Source organism: Streptomyces endocoffeicus (assembly GCF_016741935.1).
Classification (GTDB): Bacteria; Actinomycetota; Actinomycetes; order Streptomycetales; family Streptomycetaceae; genus Streptomyces; species Streptomyces endocoffeicus.
Map to the genome: position 1 here is coordinate 65,220 of NZ_JAERRG010000012.1, position 15,602 is coordinate 80,821.

11 protein-coding genes and 3 tRNA genes are annotated in these 15,602 nt (G+C 72.7%); 6 read left to right on the forward strand and 8 right to left on the reverse strand.

Annotated features, from left to right (window positions below):
- Nucleotides 1-134 precede the first annotated feature (134 nt).
- The gene (locus JK364_RS27615; RefSeq protein ID WP_201854034.1) at nt 135-923 is read right to left on the reverse strand and encodes a maleylpyruvate isomerase family mycothiol-dependent enzyme; all 789 of its coding nucleotides are present in this window, start codon (nt 921-923) and stop codon (nt 135-137) included.
- 93 nt (nt 924-1,016) lie between these two features.
- Between JK364_RS27615 and JK364_RS27620 the strand changes: the two genes are divergently transcribed.
- Nucleotides 1,017-1,415 carry a nuclear transport factor 2 family protein gene (locus tag JK364_RS27620; protein ID WP_201854035.1) on the forward strand — a complete coding sequence of 133 codons (399 nt, stop codon included), beginning with the start codon at nt 1,017-1,019 and terminating at the stop codon, nt 1,413-1,415.
- 138 nt (nt 1,416-1,553) lie between these two features.
- On the opposite strand, the gene purL is transcribed toward JK364_RS27620, so the two are convergent.
- From purL to purS, 3 genes are read right to left on the reverse strand one after another with little or no spacing between them, the layout of a single operon-like run.
- Nucleotides 1,554-3,803, reverse strand: coding sequence for a phosphoribosylformylglycinamidine synthase subunit PurL (gene purL / locus JK364_RS27625; RefSeq protein WP_201854036.1), 2,250 nt, complete (start codon nt 3,801-3,803; stop codon nt 1,554-1,556).
- Nucleotides 3,800-4,480 carry a phosphoribosylformylglycinamidine synthase subunit PurQ gene (gene purQ / locus JK364_RS27630; protein WP_201854037.1) on the reverse strand — a complete coding sequence of 227 codons (681 nt, stop codon included), beginning with the start codon at nt 4,478-4,480 and terminating at the stop codon, nt 3,800-3,802. The genes purL and purQ overlap by 4 nt, the downstream gene beginning before the upstream one ends.
- Nucleotides 4,477-4,767 carry a phosphoribosylformylglycinamidine synthase subunit PurS gene (gene purS, locus JK364_RS27635; RefSeq protein WP_121825304.1) on the reverse strand — a complete coding sequence of 97 codons (291 nt, stop codon included), beginning with the start codon at nt 4,765-4,767 and terminating at the stop codon, nt 4,477-4,479. The genes purQ and purS overlap by 4 nt, the downstream gene beginning before the upstream one ends.
- Before the next feature lie 296 nt (nt 4,768-5,063).
- On the opposite strand from purS, the gene JK364_RS27640 reads away from it, so the two are divergent.
- From JK364_RS27640 to JK364_RS27655, 4 genes are all read left to right on the forward strand, one after another.
- The gene (locus JK364_RS27640; protein ID WP_020869683.1) at nt 5,064-5,381 is read left to right on the forward strand and encodes a histone-like nucleoid-structuring protein Lsr2; all 318 of its coding nucleotides are present in this window, start codon (nt 5,064-5,066) and stop codon (nt 5,379-5,381) included.
- Between the two features lie 145 nt (nt 5,382-5,526).
- A tRNA-Gly gene (locus JK364_RS27645) sits at nt 5,527-5,598 on the forward strand.
- A gap of 81 nt (nt 5,599-5,679) precedes the next feature.
- Nucleotides 5,680-5,755, forward strand: a tRNA-Gly gene (locus JK364_RS27650).
- Between the two features lie 1,101 nt (nt 5,756-6,856).
- Nucleotides 6,857-6,929, forward strand: a tRNA-Gly gene (locus JK364_RS27655).
- An 81-nt stretch (nt 6,930-7,010) separates the two neighbouring features.
- Here the strand turns inward: JK364_RS27655 and JK364_RS27660 are convergent.
- Nucleotides 7,011-7,931: a phosphoribosylaminoimidazolesuccinocarboxamide synthase gene (locus tag JK364_RS27660; RefSeq protein ID WP_201854038.1), complete on the reverse strand. Its 921-nt coding sequence runs from the start codon at nt 7,929-7,931 to the stop codon at nt 7,011-7,013.
- 182 nt (nt 7,932-8,113) lie between these two features.
- Here JK364_RS27660 and JK364_RS27665 point away from each other — a divergent pair, with 182 nt between their 5' ends.
- Nucleotides 8,114-9,601 (forward strand): phytoene desaturase family protein, encoded by a 1,488-nt coding sequence (locus JK364_RS27665; RefSeq protein WP_201854039.1) that lies wholly within the window; start codon nt 8,114-8,116, stop codon nt 9,599-9,601.
- A gap of 435 nt (nt 9,602-10,036) precedes the next feature.
- Here the strand turns inward: JK364_RS27665 and JK364_RS27670 are convergent, their stop codons facing one another.
- The 3 genes from JK364_RS27670 to purD all read right to left on the reverse strand — a co-directional run bounded on the left by JK364_RS27670 (nt 10,037) and on the right by purD (nt 15,274).
- On the reverse strand, nt 10,037-11,536 hold the full coding sequence (locus tag JK364_RS27670; protein WP_201854040.1) for a N,N-dimethylformamidase beta subunit family domain-containing protein: 1,500 nt from the start codon (nt 11,534-11,536) through the stop codon (nt 10,037-10,039).
- Between the two features lie 274 nt (nt 11,537-11,810).
- Nucleotides 11,811-13,673, reverse strand: a complete 1,863-nt coding sequence (locus JK364_RS27675; RefSeq protein ID WP_201854041.1) for a hypothetical protein — start codon at nt 13,671-13,673, stop codon at nt 11,811-11,813.
- Nucleotides 13,674-14,008: 335 nt separating this feature from the next.
- Nucleotides 14,009-15,274, reverse strand: coding sequence for a phosphoribosylamine--glycine ligase (gene purD, locus JK364_RS27680; RefSeq protein ID WP_201854042.1), 1,266 nt, complete (start codon nt 15,272-15,274; stop codon nt 14,009-14,011).
- Nucleotides 15,275-15,602: the final 328 nt, after the last annotated feature.

The following is a 15,602-nucleotide window of genomic DNA, read 5'->3' on the forward strand; positions in this document are numbered from 1 at the left end:
CGAACGAGGGACCCGTCAGGAGGGCGTAAGTCACATTCCCCGCGCCGCTCGCGGACCCCCGGGACCCGCGCCCGACCTGGGCACGGCCGGGGGCGGGGCCGCCCGTCCGAGGCGAGGATCACATCTCGGGCCCGTCAGCCGAGCACCGGGAGGTGGGCGGAGAGGTCGGCGCGGTCGCCACTCGCGGTCAGCGGCCCGGACTCCAGGGCTTCGGCCCAGGTCAGACGGCCCGTGGCGAGGCGGATCCAGGTCGGCGGATCGGTTTCGACGACGTTCGGCGGGGTGCCCCTGGTGTGCCGGGGGCCCTCGACGCACTGGATCACGGCGAACGGCGGGACCCGGACCTCGACCGAGCCGCCGGGCGCCTTCACCGCGAGGGCGTCGGCGAGTACGCGGGTGGCGGTGGCCAGCGCCTGGCGGTCGTGCGGCACCGGGACGCCGGTGGCATCGGCCAGATCGTCGGCGTGGACCACGAGCTCCACACAGCGGGTGACCAGGTAGTCGTCCAGCCGCATCGCCCCGACGCGAGCGGCCAGCAGCCGGTCGGCGGGGGCGACGGCGGCCACCTCGGCGAACCGGGCCTCGGCGCGCTCCAGCAGCTCGCCCGGGTCCGCGTCCGCCGCGAGGGCGCGGGTGTCGTCGTCGATCGGCCCCGCATGCCCGGCCACCGCCGACGCCCAGCCGGTGACGGTGACCTCGCGCGCGGGCGGCGCGGGCCGCTCCAGGAGCCGTACGACCGATGTCACGGCCATCGCCAGATGCGCGATCAGCTCCCGGACCGTCCAGTCGCCGAGCCGGGTGGGGGCGTCCAGGGCGGTCTCGTCCAGCCCCTCGGCCGCCTTCCGCACCTGCCGGAGCTGCGCGACCACGGCGGTCCTGGTCTTGGCGGGGTCATAGCTGCGGGCACGGGCACGAGGCGGCATGGCGCCGAGCCTATCGACAGCCCCGCGGGGCGGGCGGACGATGGATAGAAGGGGATAGAGAGGTATCAATCAGAACGAAAGGTGTGAATGACCATGGGCGAGCACCCCGATGCCGCCGTGGTGCGCCGCGCATGCACCGCGTTCCAGCAGGGCGACCTGGACACCCTCTCCACGCTGCTGACGGCGGACGTCATGCAGCATGTGCCCGGTGACAACATGATCTCCGGACACCACAAGGGCCGGGACGCGTGTATGCGGCTGTACCGCACCGAGTTCGAGGAGACCGGTGGCACGCTGCGGGTCGATCTGGAGACGGTGATGCCCGACGGGCGCGGTCATGTGATCTCCGGCCACCACGTCCGCGCCGAGCGCGGCAACCGCACGCTGGACATGAAGACCGGGCTGTTCTTCACCATCGTCGGCGGGAAGATCAGCGACATCGACCAGTGCGTCGAGGACATCGACGCCGCCAACGCCTTCTGGGGGAAGTGAGCCCCACAAGGCCCGAACGGACCGTACGGCCCGCCCCCCGACGTCGGGGGGCGGGCCGTACGGCATGCGTTCTCAGGCCGGTCCTCAGGCCACCGGTCCTCAGTGCAGTCCTCAGTAGTGCAGCCCTCAGTGCAGTCCTCAGGCCAGCAGACCCGGGATCGTCGCCTCGTACGACTCCCGCAGCTCGGCCAGCGGGATGGAGAACTGCCCCTGGACGTCGATCGCGTCCCCGTCGACCACGCCGATACGGGCCGCCGGAAGCCCCCGCGCCCCGCACATGTCGTTGAAGCGGACCTCCTCGCTGCGCGGTACGGCGACGATCGCGCGGCCCGCGGACTCGGAGAACAGCAGGACGAAGGGGTCCAGACCGTCGGGGACGACGATCCGGGCGCCCTTACCGCCGCGCAGACACGACTCGGCGAGCGCCTGGATCAGACCGCCGTCGGACAGGTCGTGGGCCGCGTCCACCATGCCGTCGCGCGAGGCCGAGATCAGGATCTCGGCCAGCAGCCGCTCCCGCTCCAGGTCCACCTTCGGCGGCAGTCCGCCCAGGTGGTCGTGGATCACCTGGGACCAGGCCGAGCCACCCAGCTCCGCCGTGGTGTCGCCCAGCAGATAGAGGAGCTGGCCCTCCTCCGCGAAGGCGATCGGGGTGCGGCGGGCCACATCGTCGATCACGCCGAGAACGGCGACGACCGGCGTGGGGTGGATGGCCACCTCCCCGGTCTGGTTGTACAGCGACACATTGCCGCCGGTGACCGGGGTGCCCAGGGTCAGACAGCCGTCCGCGAGCCCGCGGGTGGCCTCCGCGAACTGCCACATGACCGCGGGGTCCTCCGGCGAGCCGAAGTTGAGGCAGTTGGAGATGGCCAGCGGCTTGGCGCCGGACGCGGCCACATTGCGGTACGACTCGGCGAGCGCGAGCTGCGCCCCCGCGTACGGGTCCAGCTTGGCGTAGCGGCCATTGCCGTCCGTGGCGACGGCCACGCCGAGGCCGGTCTCCTCGTCCACCCGGACCATGCCCGAGTCCTCGGGCTGGGCGAGGACCGTGTTGCCCTGCACGAAGCGGTCGTACTGATCCGTGATCCAGGACTTGGACGACTGGTTCGGGGAGCCGATCACCTTGAGGATCTGCTCGCGCAGCTCCTCCGCCGTGGCCGGGCGCGGCAGCTTGCCCGCGTCGTCGGCCTGGAGGGCGTCCTGCCACTCGGGGCGGGCGTAAGGGCGCTCGTAGACCGGGCCCTCGTGGGCGACGGTGCGCGGCGGGACGTCCACGATCTGCTCGCCGTGCCAGTAGATCTCCAGCCGCTCGCCGTCGGTGACCTCACCGATGACGGTGGCGATGACGTCCCACTTCTCGCAGATCTCCAGGAAGCGGTCGACCTTCTCGGGCTTCACGATCGCGCACATGCGCTCCTGCGACTCGCTCATCAGGATCTCCTCGGGGGAGAGCGAGGAGTCGCGCAGCGGCACGGTGTCGAGCTCGACCCGCATCCCGCCGGAGCCGGCGCTGGCCAGCTCGCTGGTGGCGCAGGACAGGCCCGCGCCGCCGAGGTCCTGGATGCCCTCGACCAGGTCCTCCTTGAAGACCTCCAGGGTGCACTCGATGAGCAGCTTCTCCTGGAAGGGGTCGCCGACCTGGACGGCGGGACGCTTGGTGGGCTTGCTGTCGTCGAAGGTCTCGGAGGCGAGGACCGAGACGCCGCCGATGCCGTCGCCGCCGGTGCGGGCGCCGTAGAGGATCACCTTGTTGCCGGTGCCGGACGCCTTGGCGAGGTGGATGTCCGCATGCTTCATCACACCCACGCACAACGCGTTGACCAGCGGGTTGCCCTGGTAGCAGGGGTCGAAGACGACCTCGCCGCCGATGTTGGGCAGGCCCAGGCAGTTGCCGTAGCCGCCGATGCCCGCGACCACGCCGGGCAGCACCCGCTTGGTGTCGGGGTGGTCGGCGGCGCCGAAGCGCAGCGGGTCCATCACGGCCACCGGGCGGGCGCCCATGGCGAGGATGTCGCGGACGATGCCGCCGACGCCGGTGGCCGCGCCCTGGTAGGGCTCGATGTACGAGGGGTGGTTGTGCGACTCGACCTTGAAGGTGACCGCGTAGCCCTGGCCGACGTCGACCACACCCGCGTTCTCGCCGATGCCGACGAGCAGGGCGTCGTTCTCGGGGGCCTTCTCACCGAACTGCCGCAGATGGACCTTGCTCGACTTGTACGAGCAGTGCTCGGACCACATGACGGAGTACATCGCGAGCTCGGCGCCGGTGGGGCGGCGGCCCAGGATGGCGCGGACGCGCTCGTACTCGTCCTGCTTGAGACCGAGCTCGGCCCAGGGCTGCTCGGCCTCCGGGGTCTGCGCCGCGTGCTTGGTGGTGTCCAGGGTCATGCGCTGACCAGCCTCTTGAGGATCGAGGTGAAGAATCCGAGACCGTCGGTGCGACCGGTGCCGATCAGCGGTTCGACGGCGTGCTCGGGGTGGGGCATGAGACCGACGACATTGCCCGCCGCATTGCAGATACCGGCGATGTCGCGGAGCGAACCGTTGGGGTTGAGCTCCTGATAGCGGAAGACGACGCGTCCCTCGGCCTCGAGTTCATCGAGGACGCGCTCATCGGCGACATAGCGGCCGTCGATGTTCTTCAGCGGGATGTTGATCTCCTGACCCCGCTCATAGGAGCGCGTCCAGGCCGACTCCGCGTTTTCCACTCGCAACTTCTGATCACGGCAGATGAAGTGCAGATGGTTGTTCCGCAGCATCGCACCGGGGAGGAGATGGGTCTCGGTGAGTACCTGGAAGCCATTGCAGATGCCAAGCACCGGCATACCGGCCTTCGCCTGGTCGATCACCGAGTCCATTACCGGGGAGAAGCGGGAGATCGCTCCGGCCCGCAGATAGTCGCCATAGGAGAAGCCGCCCGGCAAGATCACCGCGTCGACCTGCTTGAGGTCCTTGTCGCGGTGCCACAGCGGTACGGCTTCCAGTCCGGCGGTGCGGACCGCGCGCTGGGTGTCGCGGTCGTCGAGCGTGCCGGGGAAGGTGATGACTCCGACGCGTGCGGTCACGACTCCGCCTTCACGGCGGTGGCATCGGCACCCTCGCCGGCCTCGACCTTTACGGAAAAGTCCTCGATCACGGTGTTCGCCAGAAAAGTCTCGGCGATCTGGTGGATACGGGCGAGGGCGGCGTCATCGACCGGGCCCTCCACCTCGAGTTCAAAGCGCTTGCCCTGGCGGACGTCGGCGATCCCCTCGAAACCGAGGCGGGGCAGTGCTCGCTGCACCGCCTGGCCCTGGGGGTCGAGGATCTCCGGCTTGAGCATGACGTCGACTACGACGCGTGCCACTGGCACTCCCGGTGGTGTGGTGCTGGTGCGTAAGGCGGTGCCCAAGCCTACCCCGGCCAAAAATCTACGCGAGTAGATATGCAAGGGTTCGGTCACGTTTAAGCATCGTCGGCGGCAACTGGCGGGGAAAGGTCGGGGAAAAACGTACGGTCCCGATCGCGGCGTGACACGCGGATGGAATTACTGGGGTTCACAATGCAATGCCAGTCACTGTACAAATGAAAAAGCATTGTTGGACACAACTGGACAGCTGACATCTTTGCACGTCAACGCAACGATGCAGCCCGAAAGGACCGATATCCGTGGCGCAGCGCGTAGTAGTCACGCTCTCCGACGACCTCGAAGGAGGCGAAGCGGAAGAGACGGTCACGTTCGGACTCGACGGCAGGTTGTACGAGATCGACCTCAACTCTGCCAATGCGTCGAAACTGCGCGACGCCCTCGCACCGTACGTCGAGGCCGGCCGCAAGCGGGCCCGCTCGGGCAAGACGTACCGGCGTACCGCCGTCGCCCCGGACCCGGCCGCGGTGCGTGCCTGGGCCCGGTCGAACGGCATGGAGGTGCCTCCGCGCGGCCGGATCCCCAAGAAGGTCTACGAAGCCTTCGACGAGTCGGCCTGAGGCGCCCGTTCATCCGAGGCATCCGTTGAGGCACCTGTAGAGGCACCCGTTCAGCCGAGTTGCACACCACCCCGGGTGGTCCGCTAAAGTCTGGAGCACGCCGAGGGGCGAGGCCGAAAGGCCGAAACCCCGAGGAAGACACCATGCGGGTGTAGCTCAGTAGTAGAGCGCCCCCTTTCCAAGGGGGAGGCGCAGTGTGCGATCCCTGTCACCCGCTCTCATCGCCTATCGGCGTCCTCTTGACGAGGATCAGGTAGAGTGATGCGCGCGCCGATCGGTGAAAGCCGGTCGGAGGCATGCGGACGTGGCTCAGTTGGTAGAGCATCACCTTGCCAAGGTGAGGGTCGCGAGTTCGAATCTCGTCGTCCGCTCCAGATCTGAGGCGCCGGTCGAATCGACCGGCGCCTTAGGCGTTTTCGGGTGCGTGTCGTCGCAACGGGTGCGTGCTGCCTGGAATGTGACGGCGGGTCGGATCGCTGTTCAGAGACGGCGAGTCGGGTCGCTGTTCAGACGATGACGATGACGATGGCCGTGACCAGCCACGGTCGGCCGGGGCGCCGGTACCTCGAGCGGGCCCCGGCGGGTCTTTCCCCTCCCCGCCCCTTCCCGCTACCAGGGGCTCCGCCCCTGGACCCCGGGCATCGACGAGCCGACGGTCGCCGAGGTGCACACCCGCACCGGCGGGCTGATCGCGGCCGGCACGCCGACGCGACGGCGGATGACCGGGCGGGCGCCCGCACACATCCGGGCCGTCCGGCCGGGGTCCGGGGCGGAGCCCCGACTCCGCTCCCCCTGGCCCCCGGGGGCGACAAGCCGACCGTCGCCGCGATGGTCGAGCGGCCGACCGGTGAGCGGGTACCAGTGAGCAGGGGGCCAGGGCGTCCGCGAGACGGCCGTTGCTCGCGGCGGGCGCCTGCACCGGCGGGCTGATCGCAGTCGGCACGCCGACGCGGCGGCGGATGACCGGACGGACGCCCGCACACATCCCGGCCGTCCGGCCGGAGTCCGGGGCGGAGCCCCGACTCCGCTCCCCCTGGCCCCCGGGGGCGACGAGCCGACCGTCGCCGCGATGGTCGAGCGGCCGACCGGTGAGCGGGTACCAGTGAGCAGGGGGCCAGGGCGTCCGCGAGACGGCCGTTGCTCGCGGCGGGCGGCGAGGGCGTGAACGCCTGCACCGGTGAGCTGATCGCGGCCGACACGCCGACACGGCGGCGGATGACCGGGCGGGCGCCCGCACACATCCCGGCCGTCCGGCCGGGGTCCGGAGTGGAGGGCCCCACGCGGCGAGCCGCATGTCGTCGAGTGTCGGGAAAGGGCGGGGAGGGGAACGGTCCGCCGTAGGCGTTACGGTCCGCCGGGCGTCCCCAGGGCCGCTCGGAGTGGCCCTGGGGCGGGCTCGGCGGTCGGGGTGGTAGTTCACCGGTCGAGGGTTTGGTTATAGTAGAGGCGCGTCGAACCGGAAAAGTCCGGCGCAGGCGGACGTAGCTCAGTTGGTAGAGCGCAACCTTGCCAAGGTTGAGGTCGCGAGTTCGAGCCTCGTCGTCCGCTCAGGGAACGCAAGGGCCCCGACCGATCGGTCGGGGCCCTTGGTCGTTCTTGTCGTTTCTTCCGTGCCTCTCGGCCCGCGGCCTACTTCCAGCTGGTGCCGGTCAGCAGCTCGTAAGCCTCCGCGTACTTCGCGTGCGTCCGCTCGACGACCTCCGCCGGGAGCGGGGGCGGCGGCTGCTCGCTGGTGCGGTCCCAGCCGGAGGCCGGGGAGGTCAGCCAGTCGCGGACGTACTGCTTGTCGAAGGACGGCTGCGCATGGCCGGGCTCCCACTGGTCGGCGGGCCAGAAGCGGGAGGAATCCGGGGTCAGTACCTCGTCGGCGAGCACCGGCTCGGCGCTCTCCACGCCGAGGGTCGCCTTCGCGTAGCCGAACTCGAACTTGGTGTCGGCGAGGATGATCCCCCGCGCCCGGGAGATCTCCCGCGCCCGGTTGTAGACGGCGAGGGTGGCCTGGCGCAGCTGGGCGGCGGGCTCGGCGCCGATGCGGTGGGCCACCTCCTCGTACGCCACGTTCTCGTCGTGCTCGCCGACCGCGGCCTTGGTGGCCGGGGTGAAGATCGGCGAGGGCAGCTCGGAGCCGTCGGTCAGCCCCTCGGGGAGGGCGATTCCGCACACCGTACGGGTCTCGCGGTACTCGGCCAGGCCGGAGCCGGTCAGATAGCCGCGCGCCACGCATTCGACCGGGACCATCCGCAGCGACCGGCACACCAGGGTCCGGCCCTCCCAGTCGGCGGGGGCGCCGACGGGCAACTCGGTGGACAGGACGTGGTTGGGGACGAGGTCGGCGAGGAGATCGAACCACCAGAGGGAGAGCTGGGTGAGGATCTTGCCCTTGTCGGGGATCTCGGTCGGCAGGACCCAGTCGTAGGCGGACATCCGGTCGCTGGCGACCATGACGAGCTCACCGCGCTCGTTCCGGTAGAGGTCGCGCACCTTGCCGGTGTGCAGGTGCTGAAGGCCCGGAACCTCGACCGGCTCGGGCTTCTCAACGAATCCGGACACGCTTCCTCCTGGTGTTTTTGTCCAAGCCCCCTCGATTCTGCCGCACTGAACGGCGGCGACCTGCGGCGGGGCGCGGGGCCGCGGGGGTGCGGCGCCCCGGGTTCCGCTTCCGGCCGGTTCGAACACGTCGTACGAGGAACTCGTGCGATAGGACACAGATGGGGGCGGTGGGGAGGTGCCGGATGGCCGACGCGGCGATCGTGGGCAGCGGGCCCAATGGGCTCGCGGCCGCCGTCACCCTGGCCCGCGCCGGGCTGCGGGTGGCGGTGTACGAGGCCGCCGCCGACATCGGCGGCGGACTGCGCACCCAGCCGCTCTTCGACCCGGAGATCGCCCACGACATCTGCTCGGCGGTCCACCCCATGGCGCCCGCCTCCCGCTTCTTCCGCGAGTTCGGCCTGGCCGCGCGCGGGGTGGAGCTGCTGACGCCCGAGGTCTCCTACGCCCATCCGCTGGACGGCGGCCATCCGCTGGACTGCGCCCATCCGCTGAACGGCGGCCGCGCCGCGCTCGCCCACCGCGATCTGGGGACCACCTGCGCCGGGCTCGGCCCGGACGGGGAGCGCTGGCGGCGGCTGATGGCGCCGCTGGTACGACACAGCGAGGGCGTGGTCGACTTCATCCTCTCCGGGCAGCGCGCCCTCCCCCGCGATCCGGTGGCACCGCTGCTGCTGGCCCCCCGGATCCTCGTGCACGGCACCGGGCTCGGTGCCGCCCGCTTCACCGGTGCGGCGGCGCCCGCCCTGCTCACCGGGGTCGCCGCCCATGCCGTGGGCGAACTGCCCAGCCTGCCCGGCGGTGCGGTGGCGGCCCTGCTCGGGCATCTGGCCCACGGCCCCGGCTGGCCGCTGCCGCGCGGCGGCAGCGCCCGGATCGCCGAGGCCATGGTGGACGACATCACCGCGCACGGCGGCACCTTCCACACCGGGCGCGCGATCGGCGACCTCCGTGAGCTGGACGGGTATCGCGCGGTGCTGCTCGACACCGGTGTTCCGGGGCTGCTGGACATCGCCGGGCGCGCGCTGCCCGACCGCTACGTCAGGGCGCTGCGGCGGTTCCGCTACGGTCCGGCCGCCGCCAAGGCCGACTTCCTGGTGAGCGAGCCGATCCCGTGGGCCGACCCCGCCGTGGGCCGCGCCGGGACCGTACACCTGGGCGGCACCCATGCCGAGCTGGTCCGGGAGGAGAACCGGACCGCGCGCGGGGTCCGCAGCCGGGCGCCCTTCGTGCTGCTCGTCGACCCGGCCGTCACCGACCCCGGACGCGCCCGGCCCGGCAGGCGCCCGGTGTGGGCCTACGCCCATATGCCGAACGGCGACGACACCGATCCGGTGGAGCTGATCCGCTCCCGGATCGAGACGTACGCCCCCGGCTTCGGCGACACGGTGCTCGCGGCGCGCGGGATGTCCGGGCGGGACCTGGAGGCGTACGACCCCAACGACGTGGGCGGGGACATCGGCTCGGGCGCGATGACGATCCGGCAGAGCCTCGCCCGTCCGGTGCCCCGCCTCGACCCGTACCGCACCCCGCTGCCCGGCCTCTTCCTCTGCTCATCGGCGACCCCGCCGGGGCCGGGGGTCCATGGGATGTGCGGCTACCTGGCGGCTTTGTCGGCACTACGCCATCGGTTCGGCGTACGGAAGGCCCCGTCCCTGGCCCCGGTGGCGTAGGGGCGGCTCCGGCGGATCGACGCCTGCGGCGGGCTGTTCCCCTCCCCGCCCCTTCCCTCACAGCGTCAATGTGCGGCTCCGCCGCGTGGGGGCTCCGCCCCAGACCCCGGCCGGACGACCCGGGCGGACGACCCGGGCGGGCGCGGGCGGGCGCCCGGCCATCCGCCACGCCGACGTGCCGGCCTGCCGACCTGCCGACCGCGAACACCCCACCGGCGCAGATGCTCACGCCCTCGCCGCCCGTCCCGCGGAGCCCCTGGCCCTCCCGCTCACCGACCCGCGGCCCGACCACCGCGCCGCAGCCGGCGCAGTCGGTACCTGGCCAGTGAGCTGATCACGGCGACGATCGACTCGTCGCCCCCGGATCCAGGGCCGGAGCCCATCGTTCGGGAAGGGGCGGGGAGGGGGAACAGTCCGCCGCAGGCGGCAAGGCCGTCAGCCCCGCTTGCAGATCCGATCCAGCAGATTCGCCGTCGCCCGCTGAACCCGCTCATCCGTATGCCCCGGGCGATCCAGCGCGGGCGACCACGCGAACGTCCCGGACGCGAAGACCAGCGCACCGCTCGGGGCCCGGTACAGCGACGTCTCCTGGTGGCGGATCACCCCCTCCGTGTCCTCGTACGGGGAGTGGGCCAGGAGGGTGCGGCGGAGGTGGTCGGGGAGGGCGGTGCGGGGGAAGTAGCGGTCGGCCTCGCCCGCGACCAGGCCGGGGATCTCGTCGCCCTCCTCCGCACCCGTGGCCTCCCACAGCCAGTGGCCGGCGTTGCGCACGATCAGCGGGCTCGGCTCGGGCACCCGGCCCGCGTACTGGATGCCGATGAGCTGCTGCTCCGGCGCGGTCTCCCGCCAGAGCGCCGAGCGGCCGGGGCCGCGGCGCTTGCGGCAGGTCAGCAGCCGGGCCGGGCCGGAGGGCGAGGGGACGAGTTCGACCTGCCAGTACATGGTGTTCGCGGAGAGGAAGACCAGCGAGGTGCCGCTGTCGCGGGCCGCCTCCACGGTGTGGCGCATCGGCGCCGACCAGTACTCGTCGTGGCCGGGGAAGACCAGCCCCCGGTAGCGGGTGGGGTCGACGCTGCCCGCGTGCAGGTCGCGCATCTCGGCGTAGGCCAGGTCGTAGCCGTAGCGCTCGGCCCAGCGGATGAAGTCGTAGGCGTGCCCCACGTGGAGGGGCAGCCCCGCGCCCGCGTACGGCCGGTCGAAGGAGACCGTGGTGGCCGCCTCCGACTCGCCCAGCAGTTTTCCCCGCTCGTCCCAGGCGTGGTAAAGGCTGGCGCCGGTCCGGCCGTCCTCCGGGTAGAGGTTGTACGCCTGCCAGGTGAGGTCCGGGAGGACGAGGAGGAGGTCGGCGGGGCGGCTGTCGCGGACGGTGAAGGGGATATGGCTGCGGTAGCCGTCCAGGGTGGTCAGCACCGCGACATACGCGCCGAGCTTCCAGTACGAGGGGATCTGCATCCGCCAGGACAGCCACCAGTGGTGGCAGGAGACGGTGCGGTCGGCGGTGAGCGGGGGCGGCTGGACGATCCCGGACAGCCGGGGGCTGGTGGTGATCTTCAGTGCGCCGGTGCCGTCGTAGTAGCCGATGCGGTAGATGTCCACGCTGAACTGCTGGGGCGGGTCCACCGTGATGCGGAAGTCGATGGCCTCGCCGGGGGCCGCCGCGGAGGTGGAGGGGAAGCCCTTGATCTGCCGGTGGACATCGTCGGCGGTGCGGGGTCCGGGGATCCTGGCGGTGCCCCTCGCGTCGATCCGCCCGGCCGCCCGGACGTCGGTCCCGGAGAGATGGACGTCGTCGACGTACCACGGGACCACCCGGCCGGTGTCGTCGAAGTAGTTCTCACTGTCGCGCAGCCAGGGCAGCGGGCCCTGGCCGAAAGGATCCGTCACCGCGTGAGCGAGCGCTCCCGACTCCCAGCGCCGGATCTGGTCCGTCCCCACAACTGCTCCCCTCCCTGCGTTACCCGGCGGCGCCTCGCCTCGCTGTCCTCGCACACCGCACCGCCGCGGGTCCGGCCTTGTGGGCCGGGCTGCGGGGCCGGTCCTGCGGTTCTGACCGGTTGGGCCGGAACTCCTGGGCCGGGCAACAGCGACCGGTCCAAGCACATCACATTACGCACCTACTCCGTCACCGATAGTCGCTAAATTGCCGGAACAGACACCGATCGCGCGACAAGGGTGGACATAGGAGCGGTATTCGGCGGACTCGGCGCCGCTACACCAGCCGGAGGGGCTTCTCCGGGCGGACGCCCACCTCGCCGAGCCATGCGCGCAGCGGCCCGTCGTCGCCGTCCTCCACCAGACTCAGCACCGGATGGGCCAGATCGGCCCGCCGCCGCCCGCCGACGAGCAGCGCGGGCCCGTCCAGCCAGTCGAGGCCGGGGACCGCCCCCGCGGTGTCCACGGCGGCGCAGCAGACCATGGCGGTGACATGGTCGGCGAGCAGCTCCCGGCCGGTGCGGGGCGGCTGGAGCGGGAACGCCGGGGCGAAGCCGTCGATCCACGGATCGCCGCCGGAGCCGCCCGCGGGCCCCTCGGCCCCTGCCGCGGGGCCCTGGCCGTGCGCCCGGGTGGCGGCGGCCTCCTCCCGGGCCACCTCGACGCTGAGCCGGGCGGCGAGGCGGGGGGCGCCGCCGTCGGCACCGTCGGCACCGTCGGCGGGGTCGGCCGGGGCCCCGGTGAGCCGGTCGATGACCCGGGCCAGGGTGGCCGGGGCGGGCCCGCTCGCGCGGGCCGGGGCGGGGGCGGCGCCGATGGGCTCGTGGGCGTCGTCCCGCTCGTCCAGGAGCCGGTTCAGCCGGGCGGCCTCCTGCCGCCACTTGCGGTCCACGACCTCCTCCGGATACGCGCCCCAGTCGACCGGGGACCAGTCGGGGCCCGGCTCCGGCGGGCCGCCGTGGAAGAGGCGGGCGGCGAGCAGCGAGGTGGCCTCGTCAATCACCCCGGGCTCCTCCAGCAGGTCACAGGCCGGGCGCTCGCTCAGCCGGGAGGTGAATCCCTCGGCGAGCCGGTCGCGGCGGGAGAGCTCGGTGAGCGCCGAGACCACGCCCGCGTCCAGCCGGGAGGGCCAGCGGCCCATCCGCCAGGCGGGCAGCGCGACCCGGGTCAGCAGCCGGTCCCAGCCCGCGTAGGCGAGGCCCACTTGCTCCTGGGCGACGATCCGCAGCCCGTAGTCGACCGTCTGGGCCCGCTCCGAGGCGGCCGCGGCGACCGCGCGCTCCATCTCGGCCGCCTGGTCCCGGCAGCCGCGCAGCAGCAGCCGGGCCACCCAGCCGACGAAGCCGAACGCGGGCCGGCGCACCGCCGCCACCAGGGCGGACGCGGGCCCGGACGACGGCTCGCCGCCACGGGCCGCGACGGCCACGGCGGCGTCCAACCCGCGCACGAAGCGGCGGGCGGAGGCTATGTCGGGGTGGACGGACGGGCCGGTGCCCGCCACCACAGGGGCGAGCAGCGCGCGCAGCTCGGCGACCCGCATCCACCACAGGAACGGCGAGCCGATCACCAGCACCGGCGCCCGCGGGACGCGCCGGTCGGGGCGGTCCACGACCCGGTCGGCGCCGGCCGCCGGGCCGGGCCCTCCGGTGCCGCGCACCGGGCGGGGCTCCTCGACCGCCAGGGCGCCGCGGTCCCGGCGCTCCCCGCGGTGGGCGTGCGCCGGATGCGTACGGTCCTCCAGCCAGCTGTCGCAGTCGGGGGTGAGCGCTATGGCCGAGGGCGCGGGGACCTCCAGCCGCTCGGCCAGATCGCGGACCAGCTGGTAGAGGTCGGGCGCCGTTTCCTCGGCGATGGGCACCGTCGGGGTGAGCGCGGGCCTGGCCCGGACGACCACGGCGGCGACGGCCGCCGCCAGCAGCAGGACCACCAGGGCGCACCCGGTCACCGCCCAGCGCAGGGCCGTCCAGCCCTCGTCCTGGGAGCCGCCGATGCTGCCGGTGGCACTTCCGGCCAGCAGCACGACGGCGGCGGCGGCCGGGAGGAGTGCGACCGCGAGCGCGGTGCTCCGGATGCGCAGTACCGCGAGGGCGCGGGCACGCGCCACCAGGGCACCTGCTTCGGGACCTGCCACGGTTCTCATCACCCCCTACTGTCCGGCCGGTGTTTGAACAGCGGACGACGGCGGCGTTGTTTTCTCCCCACCCACTGTCGCACCGGCCGCCGACTCCGCAATGCCGGTGGGCCAGTTGCCGCACCTCGCCTGAGCGGCACACTAGTTGGGGGCCGGGCGTGCGTCAGCAGGATGCGGAACCGCTCACCCAATGGAATGGCCTTGGGTAAAACCGGGAACTTCGCGATGGCGACGCCGGGCCCCGTGTGAACAGGCCGAAGCGGCCCGAATCGGCCTTCCGAACCGTTCACCGGTCCGCTCGAGCCCCCGGTTGAGACACTTCTTACAGCCGTCCCCGGCGCTGCTTACGAATCCGCTTCGGCGGCCGCCTTCGCCGCGATGTCGGAGCGGTGGTGGGAGCCCTCCAGGCCGATCCGGCCCACCGCGCGGTACGCCCGCTCGCGCGCCTTCGCCAGGTCGGAGCCGGTCGCGGTGACGGAGAGCACCCGGCCGCCCGCGCTCACCACCGCACCGGACGCGCCGTCCCGCTTGGTGCCCGCGTGCAGGACGTACGCCTTGGGGCCGTCCTTCTCGGCCACCTCGTCCAGCCCGGTGATCGGGTCGCCGGTGCGGGGGGTGTCCGGGTAGTTGTGCGAGGCGAGGACCACGGTCACGGCCGCGCCGTCACTCCAGCGCAGCGGCGGCTCGGCCTCCAGACGACCGGTGGCGGCGGCGAGCAGCACCGCGGCCAGCGGGGTCTTCAGCCGGGCCAGCACTACCTGGGTCTCCGGGTCGCCGAAGCGCGCGTTGAACTCGATCACCCGCACACCCCGCGAGGTGATCGCCAGGCCCGCGTACAGCAGCCCGGAGAAGGGCGTGCCGCGGCGGCGCAGTTCGTCGACGGTGGGCTGACAGACCGTGGCCACGACCTCGTCCACCAGGGCGGGGTCCGCCCAGGGCAGCGGGGAGTACGCGCCCATGCCGCCGGTGTTCGGGCCCTCGTCGCCGTCGTGGGCGCGCTTGAAGTCCTGGGCGGGCTGGAGCGGGACCACGGTCTCGCCGTCGGTGATCGCGAAGAGGGAGACCTCCGGGCCGTCCAGGAACTCCTCGATCACCACCCGGCCGCAGGCCAGCGCGTGTGCGCGGGCGGCCTCGACGTCCTCGGTCACCACGACGCCCTTGCCCGCGGCGAGGCCGTCGTCCTTGACGACGTACGGCGGGCCGAAGGCGTCCAGCGCCTCGTCGACCTCGGCGGGGCCGGTGCACACATAGGCGCGGGCGGTGGGCACGCCCGCCGCCGCCATCACGTCCTTGGCGAACGCCTTGGAGCCCTCGAGCCGCGCGGCCTCCGCGGACGGCCCGAAGGCCGGGATCCCGCGCTCGCGCACGGCGTCGGCCACCCCCGCCACGAGGGGGGCCTCCGGCCCCACGACCACCAGGCCCGCCCCCAGGGAGGCGGCGAGGTCGGCGACGGCGGCACCGTCGAGCGCGTCGACCGCGTGCAGCTCGGCCACCTCGGCGATGCCGGCGTTGCCGGGGGCGCAGTGCAGTGCGGTGACGTCGGGGTCGAGGGAGAGAGCGCGGCACAGGGCATGTTCGCGGGCGCCGCCGCCGATGACGAGGACCTTCACGGTAGGCAGCCTATTGCCTGGGGCGGCGGGCACTGTGCGGCGGGGGCCGCGGCACGGTCCGAGGGCGGTGCGAGGCCGGTGCGAGGGCGGTCCGGTGGCGGTGCGAGGGTGGTCCGGTGGCGGTCCGAACGCGATGCGAGGGCGGTCCAGGGGCGTCCGGCGCGGTTCGGCCGGGAGCCCCGTGCGGGCCCCGCGCCGTGAGCGGGGGCACTCTTTTGGGTGAGGAGTGGGCGGTCCTATACCCGATGGGGCAGCCCTTACGGGCTGAAATCCGGTGATCGAGTCCTCGTGGCCAGCCGTTCGGCGGTAGGAATGGTGGTCGCGTGTC

Bases quoted from the DNA above. Each gene is read 5' to 3' on its own strand.
- JK364_RS27675 (WP_201854041.1), bottom strand. From the start codon at position 13,673: ATGAGAACCGTGGCAGGTCCCGAAGCAGGTGCCCTGGTGGCGCGTGCC.
- JK364_RS27620 (WP_201854035.1), top strand. From the start codon at position 1,017: ATGGGCGAGCACCCCGATGCCGCCGTGGTGCGCCGCGCATGCACCGCG.
- JK364_RS27615 (WP_201854034.1), bottom strand. From the start codon at position 923: ATGCCGCCTCGTGCCCGTGCCCGCAGCTATGACCCCGCCAAGACCAGG.
- JK364_RS27665 (WP_201854039.1), top strand. From the start codon at position 8,114: ATGGCCGACGCGGCGATCGTGGGCAGCGGGCCCAATGGGCTCGCGGCC.
- purL (WP_201854036.1), bottom strand. From the start codon at position 3,803: ATGACCCTGGACACCACCAAGCACGCGGCGCAGACCCCGGAGGCCGAG.